The organism is Yersinia frederiksenii ATCC 33641 (genome assembly GCF_000754805.1).
Classification (GTDB): domain Bacteria; phylum Pseudomonadota; class Gammaproteobacteria; order Enterobacterales; family Enterobacteriaceae; genus Yersinia; species Yersinia frederiksenii.
Map to the genome: position 1 here is coordinate 803,274 of NZ_KN150731.1, position 16,705 is coordinate 819,978.

Genomic DNA, 16,705 nt, shown 5'->3' on the forward strand with positions numbered 1-16,705 from the left:
GCGGAGATAAAGCCTTCCGGAGCTATTCCAGGGATAAACTGGCCCCTGATTGGGGCCATAGCAAAGGTGGAATAACTATGCGCGTTTTACGTTCATTCTGTCACGCGGTGTTGCTGGCAGTATTGACCCTGTGCACGCTGCCTACATTCGCCACAACACAGGCCGCTGCATCGAAAATAACGGTGCCAAAAACAGTAGATGCACGTCATGTGGTTGAACCGCAGCGTAATCCAGATGCGGCCTGTGTCCAATGTCATAAAGAGCAAAAAGATGAGTTGCACGGCAAGCATGCTGGCGCAGTAAATCCCAATACACAATTAGCGGTCACCTGCACCAATTGCCACGGTAAGGCCTCGGTATTACACCGCAATGGCGTCAAAGATGTGATGCGTTTTAATAGCGATATGTTGAATACCGATAAGGCAATGTTCAGCGTGTCCCAACAAAACAGTGTCTGCATGAGTTGCCATCAGCCAGAAAAATTACGTGAAGCATTCTGGCCACATGATGTGCATATGTTGAAACTTTCCTGCGTCAATTGCCATCAGTTGCACCCTAAAACAGATCCGATGCACGGTCTTGATGACAAGGGGCGGGTCAAAATCTGTGTGGATTGTCATCGCCGCCAGCAGGAGCTGATACCGAAGGACGCGCCATGAATACCAATCGTCGTCACTTTATCGTCAGTATGGGGGCACTGATTTTCATGACCGGTTCAACCGGGCGTTCACTGGCACTTAGCGGCACTGTCGATGGCGTTCGTTACGGCATGTTGCATGATGAAACCCGCTGTATTGGGTGTACCGCCTGTATGGACGCCTGTCGAGAAGTCAATCATGTGCCCGAGGGTGTCTCGCGGTTAAATATTATCCGGAGTCAGCCAATTGGCGAGTTTCCATCGGTGAAATATCAGTTTTACCGTCATTCTTGCCAGCACTGTGATAAGGCCCCTTGTGTGGATGTCTGCCCAACGGGTGCCTCTTATCGAGATAAAAAAACCGGGATTGTTGATGTTGATCCTGACCTTTGTGTCGGGTGCCAATATTGCATTGCAGCTTGTCCGTATCGGGTGCGTTTTATTCATCCGGTGACGAAAACTGCCGACAAATGCGATTTTTGCCGGAAAACCAATCTCAAACAGGGGAAACAACCGGCTTGCGTGCTGTCGTGCCCAACTAAAGCGCTGACCTTTGGCAATCTGGACGATCCTGATAGTGAACTGGTGAAGCTGTTGCATCAGCGCACGGTATATCGCGCCAAGTTACATCTGGGAACACAACCAAAACTGTATCGTGTTCCTTTCCAGTATGGGGAGATAACCGGATGAATCCTGAACTGAATACGCCATTTCATTTTGAATCATTAGTTTGGGACTGGCCGATTGCTATCTATCTGTTTTTGATAGGTGTTTCTGCTGGCATGGTAGTGGTTAGCCTGTTGGTCAAGCGGCGAGTGTTAGGGGACGATGCCGCGCAAAGCGGGCTACTCAAATCTACGGCGATTATCGCGCCACTGGCGGTGATCTTCGGTTTGTTTATCTTGATTCTGCACCTCACCCGGCCGTGGACCTTCTGGAAACTGATGTTTTTCTACAGTACCAGTTCAGTGATGTCACTGGGGGTCATGCTGTTCCAAATCTATATGTTGGTGTTATTGGTATGGCTGGCAGTGATATTTCGCCACTGGCTGACCGCCTTATTGCAACCCTACCCAAAATTGACTTGGGTGAGCGTGGTGCTGAATCGGTTGGCGCCCTTTGAACGCAAACTAGAGCCACTGATGATGTTTCTGGCGGTGGCTTTAGGGGCTTATACCGGTTTTCTGTTATCGGCACTGAAGAGTTACCCTTTGCTGAATAATCCGGTATTGCCGGTATTATTCCTGTTCTCGGGGGTCTCTTCCGGTATCGCCGCAATGGTGCTGTGCTCGGTGGCATTTTTTAAAGAGCCGATTCACAGCCCGGCACTGGCTTTTGTCCATCGGTTAGAAAAACCGGTGGTCTGGCTGGAGCTGTTTTTACTGTTAGCATTCTTTACCGGACTCTGGTTTGGCGGGGGACAAAAAGAAGTGGCCGTGGGAGTTGCACTCGGCGGCGGCTTCTGGGCGCTGATGTTCTGGTTTTGGGTTATTGGCTGCGGCATGGTGCTGCCAATGGCGTTAAACCGCTATTGCAGTTATCACATTCGCCACCGGGTTTCCTACCTGCTGATGATGTCTGGCTTAAGTTTGTTTGGCGTTTTCGTATTACGCTTTTTCATCCTTTATGCCGGCCAGATGACCGTTGCTTAATGGATGAGATTTAATGAGGCAGGCAATATTGTATGGTAGGTGAGTTGGGGCTGTTGTCACTGCTGACCGCGGCGTCACTGGCGCTGTTGCTCGGTTGTGTGCCTTTTATTGCTTTGCATGGGCGGCGCTTACCTTTGCTGTATTGGTTAGCGTCGCTGAGTTACGGCGCGACCTTATTTATCTTACTGGCCATAGTGTCGTTGGGCTGGAGCTTGGTGACTGATGATTTCTCTGTGTTATATGTTGCACAGCACAGTAACAGCCAACTCCCACTGTTTTATAAGATAGCGGCAATCTGGGGCGGGCATGAAGGCTCCATGCTGTTTTTGCTGTTCGCACTGAGCTTATGGAGTAGCGCACTAACCTTGTTTCGCCGCCATTTCCCATTGCGATTTTTTGCCCGCTCGCTGGGGGTGCTGGGGTGGCTGCTGGTTATCTTGAGCCTATTTATCCTCTTTTTCTCCAATCCGTTTGAACGACTTTTTCCCATGCTTGCAGAGGGGCGTGATTTGAACCCCATGTTGCAGGATCTGGCGCTGATATTTCATCCTCCTTTGCTGTATCTGGGCTATAGCGGTTTTGCTATCAGCTTTGCTTTCGCGTGCGCAACCTTACTTGAGGGGACTCGGGGCCAGAATATGGCGCGCTATTGCCGCCCGTGGGTGCTGGGTGCCTGGAGTCTACTGACTATCGGCATTTTGTTAGGCGCCTGGTGGGCATACAGCGAATTGGGTTGGGGGGGATGGTGGTTTTGGGATCCAGTGGAAAATGCGTCATTGTTGCCTTGGCTCACTGGAACGGCCTTATTGCACGTGTTGGCTATCAGTGCGCGGCGCGACTTATATCATCAATGGGGTATTTTGCTGTCATTGGTCACCTTCCAGCTTTGTTTGTTGGGAACTTTTATCGTCCGATCTGGCGTATTGACCTCTGTTCATGCTTTTGCTGTGGATGCGGCCCGTGGCGAGGCGCTACTGGCGTTATTTGGCACCGTGACATTGGTTTCATTATCTCTGTTTGCCTTGCGGATTCAGGGGAATAATCCCTCAGCCAACTTCAAGCTTTTCTCATTAGAAACACTGCTTTTGGCTGCATTAGTGTTGTTGAGCATTGCCGCTATCACCGTGTTGATTGGCACATTGTATCCTTTGATTTTCAGTGCATTAGGGCTGGGTTCGCTGTCGGTCGGCGCACCTTATTTTAACTTAACACTGACACCTTTCGTGTTGTTGCTGTTATTGCTGATGGGATGGGCTCCCTTTGCTCACTGGCAGCAAAGCCCAACACCGCACGGTTGGCGTATTGCGGTTCCGGCATTGTTAGCCATTTGCGGCGGGTTACTCAGCTCAGGTGTGTTGGATACAGATTGGCAGTTGGAAATGGTACCGGGCGTCACATTGGCTTTATGGGCATTATTGGCTCCGATGTTTGCCCCAACAATACGTTGGCGATCATGGCTGATGCATGGTGGTGTCGCCATAAGCTTACTGGGTATGTTATTTGCTTCGTATCACTCGGTGGAGCAGGGTAGTCGCATGTCACCTGGTCGGCAGGCCACATTAGCGGGCTATCAATTCACTTATCAGCAAACTGAGTTATTAGTTGGCCCTAACTATACTAGCGAGCGGGCACATATCATTGTCAGCCAGAATGGACGACCGGTCGCGACACTGCTTCCTGAGCGGCGGCACTATCGAGCCCGTGAAATGCTGATGATTGAACCGGCAATCGTCAGCGGTCTGGCGGCCGATTTTTATGCCGTTTTGGGAGACAATCTGGGGGCTGGAGAGTACAGCGTGCGTCTATATCATAAGCCCATGGTGAGCTGGATTTGGGGCGGCGCTCTAATGATGGTATTGGGTGGGTTACTGGCGTTATGGCAACGGATTCGCGATGCCAATGCGTGTTCGGAGGATCAATGAAACAACGATTGCCTTGGCTGATTGTCCCTCTACTGGCCCTAATCTTGGGTATCGTGCTTTATAGCGGTTTAAATCGCGACCCACATCGCATTGAGTTAGCCGAGCAAAACCTGCCATTCCCGGCTTTTTCTTTATCTGAGCTTCAGCAGCCGAAACAAAATCTAACCAGGGAGCAACTGCTGGGCAAAGTGACCGTGATTAATGTCTGGGCCAGTTGGTGTGCCAGTTGCAAGCAAGAACTGGCGGCATTAGGGCAGATTGCCAGCAGCTTGAATGGGGTTCAGTTCTATGGGCTGAATTACCGAGACTCTCGTCAGGCGGCGCTGAATACATTGCAGCGCTATGGCAATCCTTATCAACAGAATCTCTATGATCCACAAGGCACTTTGGCCTTGGCAATGGGTGTGTATGGCACCCCCGAAACCTGGCTAATTGATGCTAATGGGATTATTCGTCAGCGTTATGCGGGAGAAATGACTGCAGAGATATGGCAGCAACAATTTATGCCGCTATTGGTGCAATTCGCTAAGGTAGATACGCCATGAAAGCCGTTTTGCTGATGTTATCTCTATTATTTTCACCTTGGGTAGTTGCTGATTTGGTGGATACCTACCATTTTAGTTCGCCACAAAATCAACAGCAGGCATTAACCCTGGCAAAAGAGCTGCGTTGCCCACAATGTCAGAATCAAAACTTATTGGAATCAACATCCCCAATTGCACAGGATTTGCGTTTGGAGGTTTATCAATTAGTGGAGTCAGGGCACAGCTCAGCGGAGATTTTGACATTAATGACCCAGCGCTATGGTGATTTTGTGCTTTATCGTCCCCCACTGCGCAGCGCGACCTGGGTACTGTGGTTTGGGCCTGGTGTGTTGTTAATCGGCATACTGGGCGGGTTGGTTTTAAGAATAAGAAGCCGCTCGGCCTCAGATTCAAGAGGTTCGCGCTGATGATATTGGCATTCGGGCTGGCAATCTTTTTGCTCTTGATTGTGATGGGAATATGGAGGCCCTGGCTGGTGCAGCATGGTCGTCTGAGTTGGCGTTGGCCGTTCGGGTTCAGTCTGTTGGTCTTGGCGCTTATCTTGCTGGGGTATCAACAATTAGGCCACTATACAGCGGTACAGCAGGAGGTTTTACGCCAGCAAGAAGCGACACGACTGAATACCATGCTGGATAAACAGAGTGGTGACCCTACCTTGTTTCGATTGCAACAGCGCATTCGTCAGGCGCCTGATAAGGGCGAGCTGTGGTTCAGTTTGGCGCAATATTATCTATATGGTAATGAGTTTGAGGATGCACTGGTTGCCTTACAGCAGGCCGAACGTCTACAGGGGAGCAGTGCCGCGCTCGATGCGGCTCGGGCAGTGGTCTTTTATTACCAGTCAGGGCAAAAAATGACCTCTGATGTGCACTATTGGTTACAACAGGCGCTAACCAAAGAGCCATTGCAATACACCGCGTTGATGTTACAAGCCAATGATAATTTTAGCCATGCTCACTATGCTGAAGCCATCACTATTTGGCAGCGGTTACTGGACAGTGACAACCCTGAGGTCGACCGGGCAATAGTCATCCGTGCAATCACCTTAGCTCAGGTTATGCAGCAGGGCTCTTAACTAAGCAGTGAACCCACTCTCAAATTACAGGCCAAAAAAGGCTCTGTCGCAGTAACGGAAAGAAGACGAAAGAATGAGGGCTACCTATTTTTGGGCTTGTTGCAAATAATGATAGCGGGTGATTTTACTCATAAACAAAGAGGAGTATTAGGCTAAAACCGTCTCAATATTAAAAAGGCAATTTATAAAGGTAGCTCTTTCCTGTACCCGAACATTCTGGTCGTCTCGGCGTAGCCAAATATCAAACTGGCCTTTATTTAGTCGTCGCAACGTTTCAAATCCCTGCAGCGTTGACCAGGCTCGGTTTGGTTTTTTGAAACTGCTGGCTGCTTCCACTCATTTTTTGATGGGCATGGTCAGACTCTATTCGGTTGTTCAGGTATTTAACTTGCCGTTGTTTTGCATCATCCCGCAGCTTTCCTTCTTTGATTAAACGAGTGATAGCGTAACCGTATGATGAATGTTTATCGGTATTGAGCGTTTTAGGCTGTTTCTCAGTAGGATAAGGTTTTAGCACTCGCTTAAGAAATTAATAGGCGGCGTTTTTATTTCGTTTAGGTGAAAAGTAAAAATCTAATGTGGTGCCATGCTTATTGATGGTGCGATAGAGATAAAACCATTTTCCGTTGACTTTGATATAGGTTTCATCAAGTTGCCATGAGGAGTCGGGGTAAGTGAATTGATATCGTTTCAACTTCTTACGTAATACCGGTGCATATTCAATAAACCAACGGTAAATAGTAGAGCGATGAACGGAAATCCCACGCTCTGCCAGTATATCGCTGACATTGGCATAACTCATCGGGGTTGAACCATATCAACGTAAGCACCACAGGATGCTCTCGGGAGCAAAATGCTTCCATTTGAAATCGTTAGGAGTCATGTGGGGTTACTGAAGAAGGAATGAATAGCCTCAGTCTTCATGACAATTCCATTTTTTGCAACAAGCCCCCTGGAAGCAGGTCGGACAACAGACCTGAGAAACCGGATGCTGGCAGCAGGCTTACCCCTTTGATGGTGACCATTCTTCGTTGGCAGATAATGTGGGTTGGCAGAGATGCAATGCAGGCTGGAGGTAAATAATGTGGGTTGATTGTCATTTAATCTAGGCTTAAGGCTTTGTGAAAATCACCTAATATGGGTTGAAAACCGCCGTTGTTTGCAGGTCAGACGGTTTTCGATTGCAAGCCGTTACAACTACTCCCGTATTGGGCACCATGATGCCGGAAATCTGCAAGGATCCACACCTCACTTGCCGAATCCTTCGCCGTTGTTAAATAGTTGGGAGGCGTTCATCTCATTCCTGTGAATTTTATACCCCTTCCGCTTGGGAAAGGGGTTGAGTTCAGGAAGATTTTCGAGAAACGTGCTCTGCGGCGGCCTGATTAGCGTTCGCTACGGCTTGTGCCAAAGGTTGCTCTTGCAGTAATGAAGCGCACAGCATACCCATAAAGCAATCCCCGGCACCGTGGGTACTGATCAGCTCAATTTTTTGTGCGGGCAAAGATTGGCTGCTTTTTCCCCTCTCACAGAAGGCAACTCCATGTTCACCGGCGGTGACGACAACGGCCTTAAAGCTGCCACCCAATGCCTCTGCCGCCGTGCAGGCTTGTTGCAGACTGTTGACCGCAATACCACTGAGATCTCTGGCTTCAACTGCGTTGACTACCAGCAGATCGATGCAGGCTTGTAGCGGGGCGCTTAGCACTCGGGCCGGAGCGGCATTCAGGCAAACCAGTGCGCCATGTTTTCTGGCTTCTGTAGCCGCTTGCAGATTCACCGCTTCGGGGACTTCATTTTGAAGCAGTAGCATGCCAACATCTTGCCACAAAGCCTCTTCAGCCAGTTGTTGGGAGTCAATCCAGTTATTGGCATTGGAAACCACGACGGCGCCGTAATCCCCTTCGGCATCCATAATAGCGACGCTCATGCCAGAAGGAACTGTGGTAATGACTTTAACCTGCTGGGTATCAACCCCATTATTTTGCAGTACAGAGAGCAGGAACTTACCTGGGTCATCGGCACCAACTGCGCCAACAAAACTCACCTGTGCACCTGCAATGGCTGCCGAAACCGCCTGATTGCCACCTTTGCCACCGAATTTATACGTACAGCTGCTGCCGATTACCGTTTCGCCTTTTTCTGGCCGGTGGGGGGCTTGCAGCATAATGTCATAATGAAGACTGCCAGTGACTACGATCTTATTCATGCTAGTACTCTCTTAGTGAGCGAACCGCCTGCTGGGTTTTCATCAGATTCTTTTCAGCCTTTTTCAAATCTTTTTTTGCAATCGCGACAAACAGTGCATCCAGGATATTAAGCTGAGCAATGCGTGCTGCGGCGTTTTCCCCAAGCAAATGCGAACCCTGTGAGGTTGAATTGAGAACCACATGCGCATTACGCGCAATGGGTGACTCGGCATAATTGGTGATAGCAATCACTTTGGCCCCGTTACGTGCCGCTAACTTAATAGGATCGTTGACCGCACGAGTAGCGCCGGAATGGCTGATTGCTATGACTGTATCATCATCCGATAAGATCGCCGCAGACATCAGCATGGTATGGGCATCATCGTATACTGCTGTTTTAATACCGATTTTCAGCAGCTTATGTGACAGATCACGCGCGACGGTGGCTGAACCGCCTACGGCATAGAGATCGATGTGCCGTGCTTTAAACAGAATATCTGCAGCGCGGTTAAATTCAGAAACATCCAGAATAGAAATGGTTTCTTCTATTGCCTGAATAGAGGTCCTGAATACCTTTTCCAGTAATTGTTCCGACGAGTCATCAGGTTCAATTTCTGCATGCAAACTGGCCACTTCAGAATAGTTATAATCAATTAAACTACTTCTAAATTCCCGAAACCCTGAGAAGTTGAGTTTTTTAGCCAGCTTTACCACCATGGCCTCAGAAACTTTATTTTCCAGCGCAATCTCTTTTAATGAAGTCTGCTCTGATAAATCAGTTTTAGAGGTGATTGAGTCCACTACTTTTCTTTCCAGTGGCGTCAGTTGTGGCAATCTCATGCGAATCTGAGCGCCTATTGCTCGCGGATCTTGCTTCATTACTTGCCTCGTGTGGCTCGGTCAATCAACATAGCTATGATAATAATAAGGCCAGTAGCAAGCAATTGATAAAAGGCCTGAATATTAAGAAGTGTCAATCCGTTACGTAACGATCCAAGGATGATGGCACCGACCAGCGTGCCGATAATGCTGCCTTTCCCCCCCATCAGCGAAGCCCCACCAATAGCGGCTGCGGCGATTGCATCAAGCTCCCATAAATTCCCCATGGTGGGTTCGGCAGCGCCCAGACGGCCAATCAAAATCAGTGAGGCCAGCGAGGCTAATAACCCGGAAATCACAAAGACGGTGACTTTGGTTCGTTTAACTGGCACACCGGCTACACGAGCCGCTTCTTCATTACCACCGACGGCGAGAATATATTCACCTAGCGGGGTTTTATTCATGACAACCCACAGGATAACAGCGAGGGTAACGACAATGATGATCGGACTTGGTACACCGAATATCTCACTGTTGATGAAATTGCGGAACTCCATCGGGATACCAAAAACAGGGTTACCGTTGGTAAAAATCAGCGCCATAGCGCGAAACAGTGATAACCCACCCAGGGTAACGATGAAGGGCTGTAATCCGGCGTAAGCAATCAATGTACCGCTGAATACGCCACACAAGGCGCCAACGCCTAAGGTGGCCATTACGGCTAACGGTATCGGCACGCCCGCTACCATCAAGGTCGCACCCAGAACTGCCGATAAAGCTGCGGTCGGGCCAACCGAGAGATCAATACCGCCAGAGATAATCACCAGCGTCATACCAAGCGCGATAATGCCGTTAATTGAAGACTGCTGAAGTATATTCAACAGATTAGGCACGGTTAAAAAACCCGGTGTGAGTAGCGAAAAGGTAACCACAATAATCAGTAAACCAATAAGCGTGCCTGCATCACGCAGATTAAACTTAAATAACGTTGAGGACGGTTCTTTAGGCTGAGTATTACCCTGTGTCATCATAATAATGGCCTTAAAAATAAATGTAAGTTACAGAAGTTTTTTAATTCAGATCGTTAATCGCATAACGAGCGATATTCTCTTCTGTAATATCGTCGCCTTTAAGTTCCATGGTGATTTTCCCCTCACGCATCACCAATACCCGATCGGAGATGCGAATGATTTCTGGCATTTCAGAGGAAACCACCACAATAGCTTTACCTTGCCTGGCTAATTTCTCGATTAAATTATAAATTTCAGACTTGGCACCAATATCGATCCCTCTGGTGGGCTCATCAAACAGAAAAACTTTGTTATCTGCAGCCACCCAGCGGCCAATAATCACTTTTTGCTGGTTGCCACCGCTTAATGTGCCGATGGGTTTTTCTATATTCAGCGGGCGTAGGTTTAAGTCGGTCATGACTTCTAGCGCCAACTGATTCAATCTTGCTTTCTTTATCAACCCGTAGCGGGTGAAGTGGCGCATTGAAGGGAGCGCTATATTCATCTTCACTGCACGTTCTTTGATGATGCCTTCTTTCTTACGATCTTCTGGCACCAGTCCAATACCTGCTCGAATGGCAGAGCTGACATTGAGATTTTTCACCGGCGAACCTTCAATCAACACCTGGCCACTGCTCTTGGTGTCAATACCGGCAATCAATTTCAGCAGTTCGGTTCGCCCGGCCCCTACCAAACCTGCAATCCCCAGCACTTCACCCGCCTGTACGGTGAAGCTGGCTGGCAAGACGGTTTTGTCGCGCCCAAGCCCTTCGATTCGCAAGATCTCTTTATCAGTGACAAAAGATTGGTGCAGCACTTTCTCAATTTTGCGCCCCACCATTTTGGTCACAATGGTTTCTTCCGTTTCGTCGCAAATATTCACTACGCCGACCTGTTTACCGTCGCGCAAAATTGTGGCTCGATCGCAGACTTTAAAGATCTCATTCATTTTATGAGAGACATAAATCAATGAGACGTTCATCGATTTAAGATCAGCGATCAATTCTGCCAACCGCTCGAATTCGCGCGGCGTCAGACTTGATGTGGGTTCGTCCATGGCAATGATTTTTGCCTCATCAAGCAACGCTCTGGCTATCTCCACAATCTGTTGTTGGGAAACTTTCAGATTCTTGATCGGCTCGTTGGGATCGATGGTAGGGTCGAGCCGCCTAAGGATCGCTTTGGCCCGTGCGTACTGGGCTTTCTTATCCACGAATAGGCCCTGGCATTGCGTCAATGGTCGCCCAAGGAACATATTTTGCGCTACGGAGAGTTCAGGAACATGCTGCAGTTCCTGGTGAATCATGGCGATACCCGCCTGACGAGCAGATAGTGGGGTTTTCATCTGGATGACTTGCCCATCCACTTTAATTTCGCCAGAATCTGCCGCCCGTACCCCAGAGAGAATATTCAACAGTGTCGATTTCCCGGCCCCGTTTTCACCGATTAAGGCATGGACTTCTCCATACTTTACCGAAAAGTCCACATCCTGAACTGCGGCTGCGTTGCCGTAGGTTTTATTGATGCCACGCATCGTTAAACAAAACTGTTCCATAAACCCTCCATAGCCTGACTTATTGTTGTGCAAGCAACTGGCGCAGTTTCTCGTTATCTTTCGTTGAGAAAGCGTCCGCATTTTCTTTGGTGATCAAGGCTTGTGGGGTAGAGACCACGCGTGAAATCTTCTGTCCGTCAATCAGGCGCAACATGACTTCCATAGCCACTTCACCGGTCAGCACAGGGAAACTGTCTACCGTGCCGGTTAGCTCTCCGCGTTTAATGGAAGCGTAGGCATCAGAGATGCCATCGGTACCAAATACCGCGGTCTGGTTGGTTTTGCCCTGTGCGCGTACTGCCTCTACCACTCCGAGCGCCATCCCGTCATTGTTGGCATAGAAGCCAATTAGGTCCGGGTGCTGTTGCAGAATAGTGCTGGCGGCGTTATAGGCATTTTCACGACTCCAGTTGGCCGGCACACTGGCAACAATAGAGAACTTGCCGTTGGCATTGAGGGTTTCCTTGAACCCTTTAGTGCGCTGTGCGGCAGCATAAACACCGGCCTGGCCCTCAATCACTGCGACTTTTCCACCTTCTGGATGATGTTTGATAAACCAGTTGGCAACCCGGACACCGTTGTCTTTCTGCACGTTACCGACGTAATGGGCGGCGCTTGGCATGACCGCATCGTTAACGTTAACCACTGGGATGCCTTTACTTTTGGCTACTTCATTCGCCGGCTGTAGGTTGGCGTCTGTTTGCGGGGAAACCAGTAGGCCATTAAAACCTTGGGAGATTAAGGTTTCCGCGATTGATAACTGGCCTAGCTGATCGTCTTCATTAGCTGCGGCCTGATAGGCCACGGTAATACCATATTTCTTGGCGGCTGCTTGGTAGCCTTCTCCAAGGGAACGCCAGTATTCATTGGTGAGCGTTTTGGATACGCCGCCAATTTTCAGTTTGCTATCTACCGCAGGCATGGGGCCATATTTGACGGTCAGTTCCGTCCAGTCTGTGCGGTCCGGTTCGGTATCAGACTGCAGTGGTGGTAAATCGGCAGCATAGACACTGGTGCAAAATAGGCTAGAGGCGAGTACAGAGAGTAAGTGCTTTTTCATCTTCTATCCTTGGTGTTGTTAGTTATTATAATAGGCACCCTTAGGCGCCAGGTTACGGGCACTATTTAGCCAGCATGATGTCGTTGACAATTTGCTGTGAGGCTACGGCATCTTGCTTGCTGATGGCGTTCATCAACGCTGGGTTGTTGTCTAGTTTCTTGCATAACGTTAGTAAACGGGTCACTGTCGCGATATTGGTTTCGGCTTCACGTACCGGATCCAAGCCGCTGGCGTCCGGGAAGGTATCGAAGTAGTAGGCTCCCTGATAGCCATCTCGCTGCATCTGCCAGAGGAATTCCAATGTCGCCCGCGGGTTGACGGACGCGGCCATCAAACCATCATCACGTTTGCCCCAGCCATCGTTCAGATCAAGACCTAGCAGGCGTGAGCGGCGGGCTACCATGGCAGCGGCGTAGGCAGGGATCTCATTGGCATAAAGTACGTGAGCAAAGTCGAGCGTAATGCCCAGATTCGCGCAACCCGCTTCTTCTACGGCCAGCAAGCAGGTGGTGACGTTTGGAAAAATGCTGTAAGCACGGGGCTCATTGGGTTTGTATTCGATGCTGACATCGATATCTGGGGCATACTCTGCAATTTCCCGAACCGCACTGACGGCATCTTCCCAGATTTTTTTGTAATCGGCCTGGAAGCAGTAATCAAAACCATCCTGCCCCATCCACAATGTCATTAAATTGGCACCAAATTCACGGCCAGCATCAATACCACGCTTAGTTAGCTCGATGGCTTGACGTCGAATCCTGGCATCTGGGTTGGTGAAGGCGCCTATCTTGAATTCTGGTGCATCCCAGCGCATTTGCATGCCATTTACTGCCAGACCTACGTCTTCGATTTTCTGACGCATGGTTTTAATATCTTCATTGATATGCTGAGGATAGTTTAAATCCAGGTGGCTCAATCCCTTGACCGTTCCGGCACGCTCAATCATTTGCAATACCGAGGGTTTTCCTTGCAATTCTGGCCAGTAGAGATAGGCCCCTGAAGCAAAGGAATTCAAGCGTGTGGCAAATTTAAGTTCCGACATGGGGTGTCCTTCGTTAACGGTTTTGTAATGTACATTCCTTCTTCACGATAATCTGTGAAGTTATATTCTTCTATCACTAGCCGTTAACGACTGCAAGTTCAATCGCCGTTTTATTAATCACTTTGCGAGGTCATTCACGGTATTGGGACGGGTTGGTGTTGTGTGGTGGCTAATACAAAAACGAGTATGGTTACACCTTTGACGGTGGCCATTCTTCGTTGGCAAATAATGTGGGTTGGCAGAGATGGAATGCAAGCTGGAGGCAAATAATGGGCACTGTTGTAAAGTTTGCGATGATGTAGCCTTTTGTCTTATTGAAATGCCTTATATTTCAAAGACTCTGCTTACCAGACGTGTCTCGCCCAAGGGGCACCATAATAAAACGGTGAGGCCTGACCTTTGCGTAGTGCACGCATCACCTCAATACCTTTAATGATAGTGGGTGATTTGACTCATAGCTGGGGGGATAATTAGGCTAAAATTGTCTCAATGAGGTTGTACACCGGAACACCAGAAATTTCCGTCACCAAAGCTAAAAGCTGTCTGGTTTTCATTACGTTGAATAAGTTACGGGTTATGTGACAACTTTTAACGGAGGAAATCGTTGTTTGCTGATTGCCACTCAATCGGTCGTTTGTGTGACAGCCCCCGCCATTACTAGGCGCAGAAAAATCCAGGTTTCCGGCGTACACCCCCAACAAGCCCCAACAAGCCCCAATAAGTTCTAGGTCAATCTCGCTAGAGTCTGTTTTATTGAAACTAAAAGACAAAACCGGGCGTAATTGCCCGGCCTGTTTATTGATAATTTGTTAGTCAGTATTAAAAGTTATATTTAACCCCTAACATGACTGCCGTATCACTGTAGCCTTTATTACCGACCTGCTGGCCGACATTACCCCACAGATTGACTTTCTTGCTTAGCTGGCCTTCCACACCCAGTTTCAGTTCAGCAATATTCGCCGCACCGGCTTGTTTCACGGTGATCCCATCCAGGGTGGTGCCAAAGTCTTTGGTGTTGTGGATCCAGTTGGCCTCGACAAACGGCTGGAATACTCGGTCTTTGCCCTTATCCTGTTCGGCATAGCCATTCATAAAGGCTTTTACCCCCAGACGGGTCTGGATATTGCCATTGCCTTCGCCAGAGACATTTGTGCCATTGGCTTCTTTATGCTCATCAGCTTTGACACCCATCCAGGTGACCTGGGCTTTCGGCTGGATAAAATACGTGGCGTTTTTCGCGGCATTCTCACCGATTTTAAAAGTATAGCCACTTTCCACCGAGGCGGTGACCCCTTTAGATTTGTACTCTTCAGCCGCCAAACCCTGACCATTGACAGTGTTATCGAACCAGCTGTATTGCGCCCAGCTGTCCACATACAAGCCGGTTTTATCGGCGCTATTGGCATACCAGGTGCCATAGACGCCGGTGCTGTAGCCGTCCACCGAGGCGCGGGCGCTGTAGCCTGACAAGCGTGATTCACTGGTACTTTTGCTGTTACCGTAACCGGCCATCAGCCCCAGATGGAAACGGTCTGCACCCGTGTGGCTCCACTGAGCAATATCACCGCCCAGTTGCATCACATAGCGGTTACTTTTCGTGCGCAGTTGGTCTTGGGAATCGCGTGAACGGTTATGACCACCTTCATTACGCAGCCACAAACTGGTGACTTTCTGCTCGCCGGTCAGCGCATCAATGTAGTGAGTTTCACCCAGACGATCATGCAGGCGAGTGACAAACAGGTTGTTGGCCGCCGCCAGGTTGGCGCTATAGCCACTGGCTTCAGGCCGCTCAACCAGTGGGGGAGATGGCTCGCCCGGAACTTCCGGGGTCTCTGTCGGGATCGCGTTGCTCAGATACCAGTTAGCATTATTGCTGCCAACGCCGCGCTCTAAATAGTAGTCATAGGCCCCGGCCACAATACGTCCCTGCTGAGTAAACTCGCCCTCCGACACCCCGCCCACCGTGATCAGCTCAATGCCGTTCAACGTCTGCGCGCCGCTGCCCCCCAGATTATTCACCTGCACAAAGGTGTTACCGGCGGTATTGCCACCGATAATCAGTTTATCGGTGACAGAATCGTCATCTTCTAAAACTGAATTCATATTGAGCAGACCATTATTGCCGCTATAATCGCCGGTAATGGTCAGGGTGTTGCCACCGAGTCCACCAAAGTTCACGGTGCCGCCGTGATTGAGGGACTGAAGTGTCTGGTGGTAGCCGTCCAAATCCAGCGCACCGCCGGCCTGGGTGATATAATCAGAGCTGGCGCTGAACACATTGTCTGCTCCGGCTTTGATAATACCGCCATTGACCGAGGTGGCACCGGAATAGGAGCTGGCGGTGGAAAGGGTCAGGGTGTGCGGGCCATTTTGTGTCAGACCGCCCGTGCCGGTGAGGTCGAAATTCAGGGTGTAATCGTCGCTACGCTGGAAAATCACCTCGCCCTCATTGTGTATGACACCCTCATAAGCTCTCATGGTTCCCCGGTCGTTGACGATGGTCTGTCCTGTCAGTGTTCCCCCGGCGTCCACCTCTAAGAGGCCGTTGTGATTAATGGTGGTATTGTTGGCTATTGCGTTACTGTAGACTTTCTGCCAGCCACGATTATTAATCGTGGTGTCATTGGCAATACCGCCATTGTAGACACCTTGCCGGCCATAATCGTTAATCGTGGTGTTATTGGCGATGCCGCCATCCTCGACAGACTGAGAACCATCATTGTTAATCGTGGTGTCATTGGCGATGCCGTCATATCTGACATCCTGACGACCATAATTGTTAATCGTGGTGTTATTGGCGATGCCACCGTAGACATACTGAGAACTACCGTTAATCGTGGTGTCATTGGCGATGCCGCCATCCTCGACAAACTGAGGACCACCGTTAATCGTGGTGTCATTGGCGATGCCGCCATCGTTGACCGACTGCTCACCACCGTTAATCGTGGTATCATTGGCGGTGCCGCCCTCTCTGACATTTTGAGTCTCTCCTGACTCCAGAGTTTCCCCTGTCACTTCTTCCCCAATAACCTCGGGGGTAAAGGCAGCTGAAGCGCAGGGACTGCCTAATATACCGAAAATAAGAAGCGCTAAAACTGACAGGTTGCCACGAGGATACTGGCGTATTAATTGTGCTCCACAACCAACCGTTGCAGAGCGATTAATGGGATTGGGATTTTTATTCATATGAATGGAGACT

14 protein-coding genes and 2 pseudogenes are annotated in these 16,705 nt (G+C 49.4%); 7 read left to right on the plus strand and 9 right to left on the minus strand.

What is annotated here, in order from left to right:
• Positions 1–77 precede the first annotated feature (77 nt).
• From nrfB to DJ58_RS17975, 7 genes are read left to right on the plus strand one after another with little or no spacing between them, the layout of a single operon-like run.
• On the plus strand, positions 78–659 hold the full coding sequence (gene nrfB / locus DJ58_RS18005) for a cytochrome c nitrite reductase pentaheme subunit (protein ID WP_032911829.1): 582 nt from the start codon (positions 78–80) through the stop codon (positions 657–659).
• Positions 656–1,327 carry a cytochrome c nitrite reductase Fe-S protein gene (nrfC, locus tag DJ58_RS18000; RefSeq protein ID WP_032911828.1) on the plus strand — a complete coding sequence of 224 codons (672 nt, stop codon included), beginning with the start codon at positions 656–658 and terminating at the stop codon, positions 1,325–1,327. The genes nrfB and nrfC overlap by 4 nt, the downstream gene beginning before the upstream one ends.
• A complete protein-coding gene (nrfD, locus tag DJ58_RS17995) occupies positions 1,324–2,289 on the plus strand; it encodes a cytochrome c nitrite reductase subunit NrfD (protein WP_032911826.1) in 966 nt (321 codons plus the stop codon). Before nrfC ends, nrfD begins: the two co-directional genes overlap by 4 nt.
• A gap of 32 nt (positions 2,290–2,321) precedes the next feature.
• Positions 2,322–4,211, plus strand: a complete 1,890-nt coding sequence (locus DJ58_RS17990) for a heme lyase CcmF/NrfE family subunit (protein ID WP_004711975.1) — start codon at positions 2,322–2,324, stop codon at positions 4,209–4,211.
• Positions 4,208–4,756 (plus strand): DsbE family thiol:disulfide interchange protein, encoded by a 549-nt coding sequence (locus tag DJ58_RS17985; protein WP_032911824.1) that lies wholly within the window; start codon positions 4,208–4,210, stop codon positions 4,754–4,756. Before DJ58_RS17990 ends, DJ58_RS17985 begins: the two co-directional genes overlap by 4 nt.
• Positions 4,753–5,163, plus strand: coding sequence for a heme lyase NrfEFG subunit NrfF (gene nrfF, locus DJ58_RS17980; protein WP_032911823.1), 411 nt, complete (start codon positions 4,753–4,755; stop codon positions 5,161–5,163). Before DJ58_RS17985 ends, nrfF begins: the two co-directional genes overlap by 4 nt.
• Positions 5,163–5,831, plus strand: coding sequence for a TPR domain-containing protein (locus DJ58_RS17975; RefSeq protein WP_004711970.1), 669 nt, complete (start codon positions 5,163–5,165; stop codon positions 5,829–5,831). The genes nrfF and DJ58_RS17975 overlap by 1 nt, the downstream gene beginning before the upstream one ends.
• A gap of 147 nt (positions 5,832–5,978) precedes the next feature.
• Here the strand turns inward: DJ58_RS17975 and DJ58_RS22165 are convergent.
• The 9 genes and pseudogenes from DJ58_RS22165 to DJ58_RS0121555 form a co-directional block, all read right to left on the minus strand.
• Positions 5,979–6,714, minus strand: a pseudogene (locus tag DJ58_RS22165) (IS6 family transposase).
• Between the two features lie 462 nt (positions 6,715–7,176).
• The gene (locus tag DJ58_RS17965; RefSeq protein ID WP_004711962.1) at positions 7,177–8,040 is read right to left on the minus strand and encodes a ribokinase; all 864 of its coding nucleotides are present in this window, start codon (positions 8,038–8,040) and stop codon (positions 7,177–7,179) included.
• 1 nt (position 8,041) lies between these two features.
• The gene (locus DJ58_RS17960) at positions 8,042–8,899 is read right to left on the minus strand and encodes a MurR/RpiR family transcriptional regulator (RefSeq protein ID WP_032911820.1); all 858 of its coding nucleotides are present in this window, start codon (positions 8,897–8,899) and stop codon (positions 8,042–8,044) included.
• On the minus strand, positions 8,899–9,870 hold the full coding sequence (locus tag DJ58_RS17955) for an ABC transporter permease (protein ID WP_004711961.1): 972 nt from the start codon (positions 9,868–9,870) through the stop codon (positions 8,899–8,901). Before DJ58_RS17955 ends, DJ58_RS17960 begins: the two co-directional genes overlap by 1 nt.
• Positions 9,871–9,910: 40 nt before the next feature.
• Positions 9,911–11,404, minus strand: coding sequence for a sugar ABC transporter ATP-binding protein (locus DJ58_RS17950; RefSeq protein WP_004711959.1), 1,494 nt, complete (start codon positions 11,402–11,404; stop codon positions 9,911–9,913).
• Between the two features lie 19 nt (positions 11,405–11,423).
• On the minus strand, positions 11,424–12,464 hold the full coding sequence (locus DJ58_RS17945; RefSeq protein WP_004711957.1) for a sugar ABC transporter substrate-binding protein: 1,041 nt from the start codon (positions 12,462–12,464) through the stop codon (positions 11,424–11,426).
• A gap of 61 nt (positions 12,465–12,525) precedes the next feature.
• Entirely contained in the window at positions 12,526–13,506 is a 981-nt protein-coding gene (locus tag DJ58_RS17940) for a TIM barrel protein (protein WP_004711955.1), read from the minus strand.
• A 324-nt stretch (positions 13,507–13,830) separates the two neighbouring features.
• Positions 13,831–13,940 (minus strand): annotated as a pseudogene (locus tag DJ58_RS23330) (IS6 family transposase); the annotation flags it as partial.
• Positions 13,941–14,325: 385 nt separating this feature from the next.
• Positions 14,326–16,692 carry an autotransporter outer membrane beta-barrel domain-containing protein gene (locus DJ58_RS0121555; RefSeq protein WP_072013965.1) on the minus strand — a complete coding sequence of 789 codons (2,367 nt, stop codon included), beginning with the start codon at positions 16,690–16,692 and terminating at the stop codon, positions 14,326–14,328.
• Positions 16,693–16,705 lie beyond the last annotated feature (13 nt).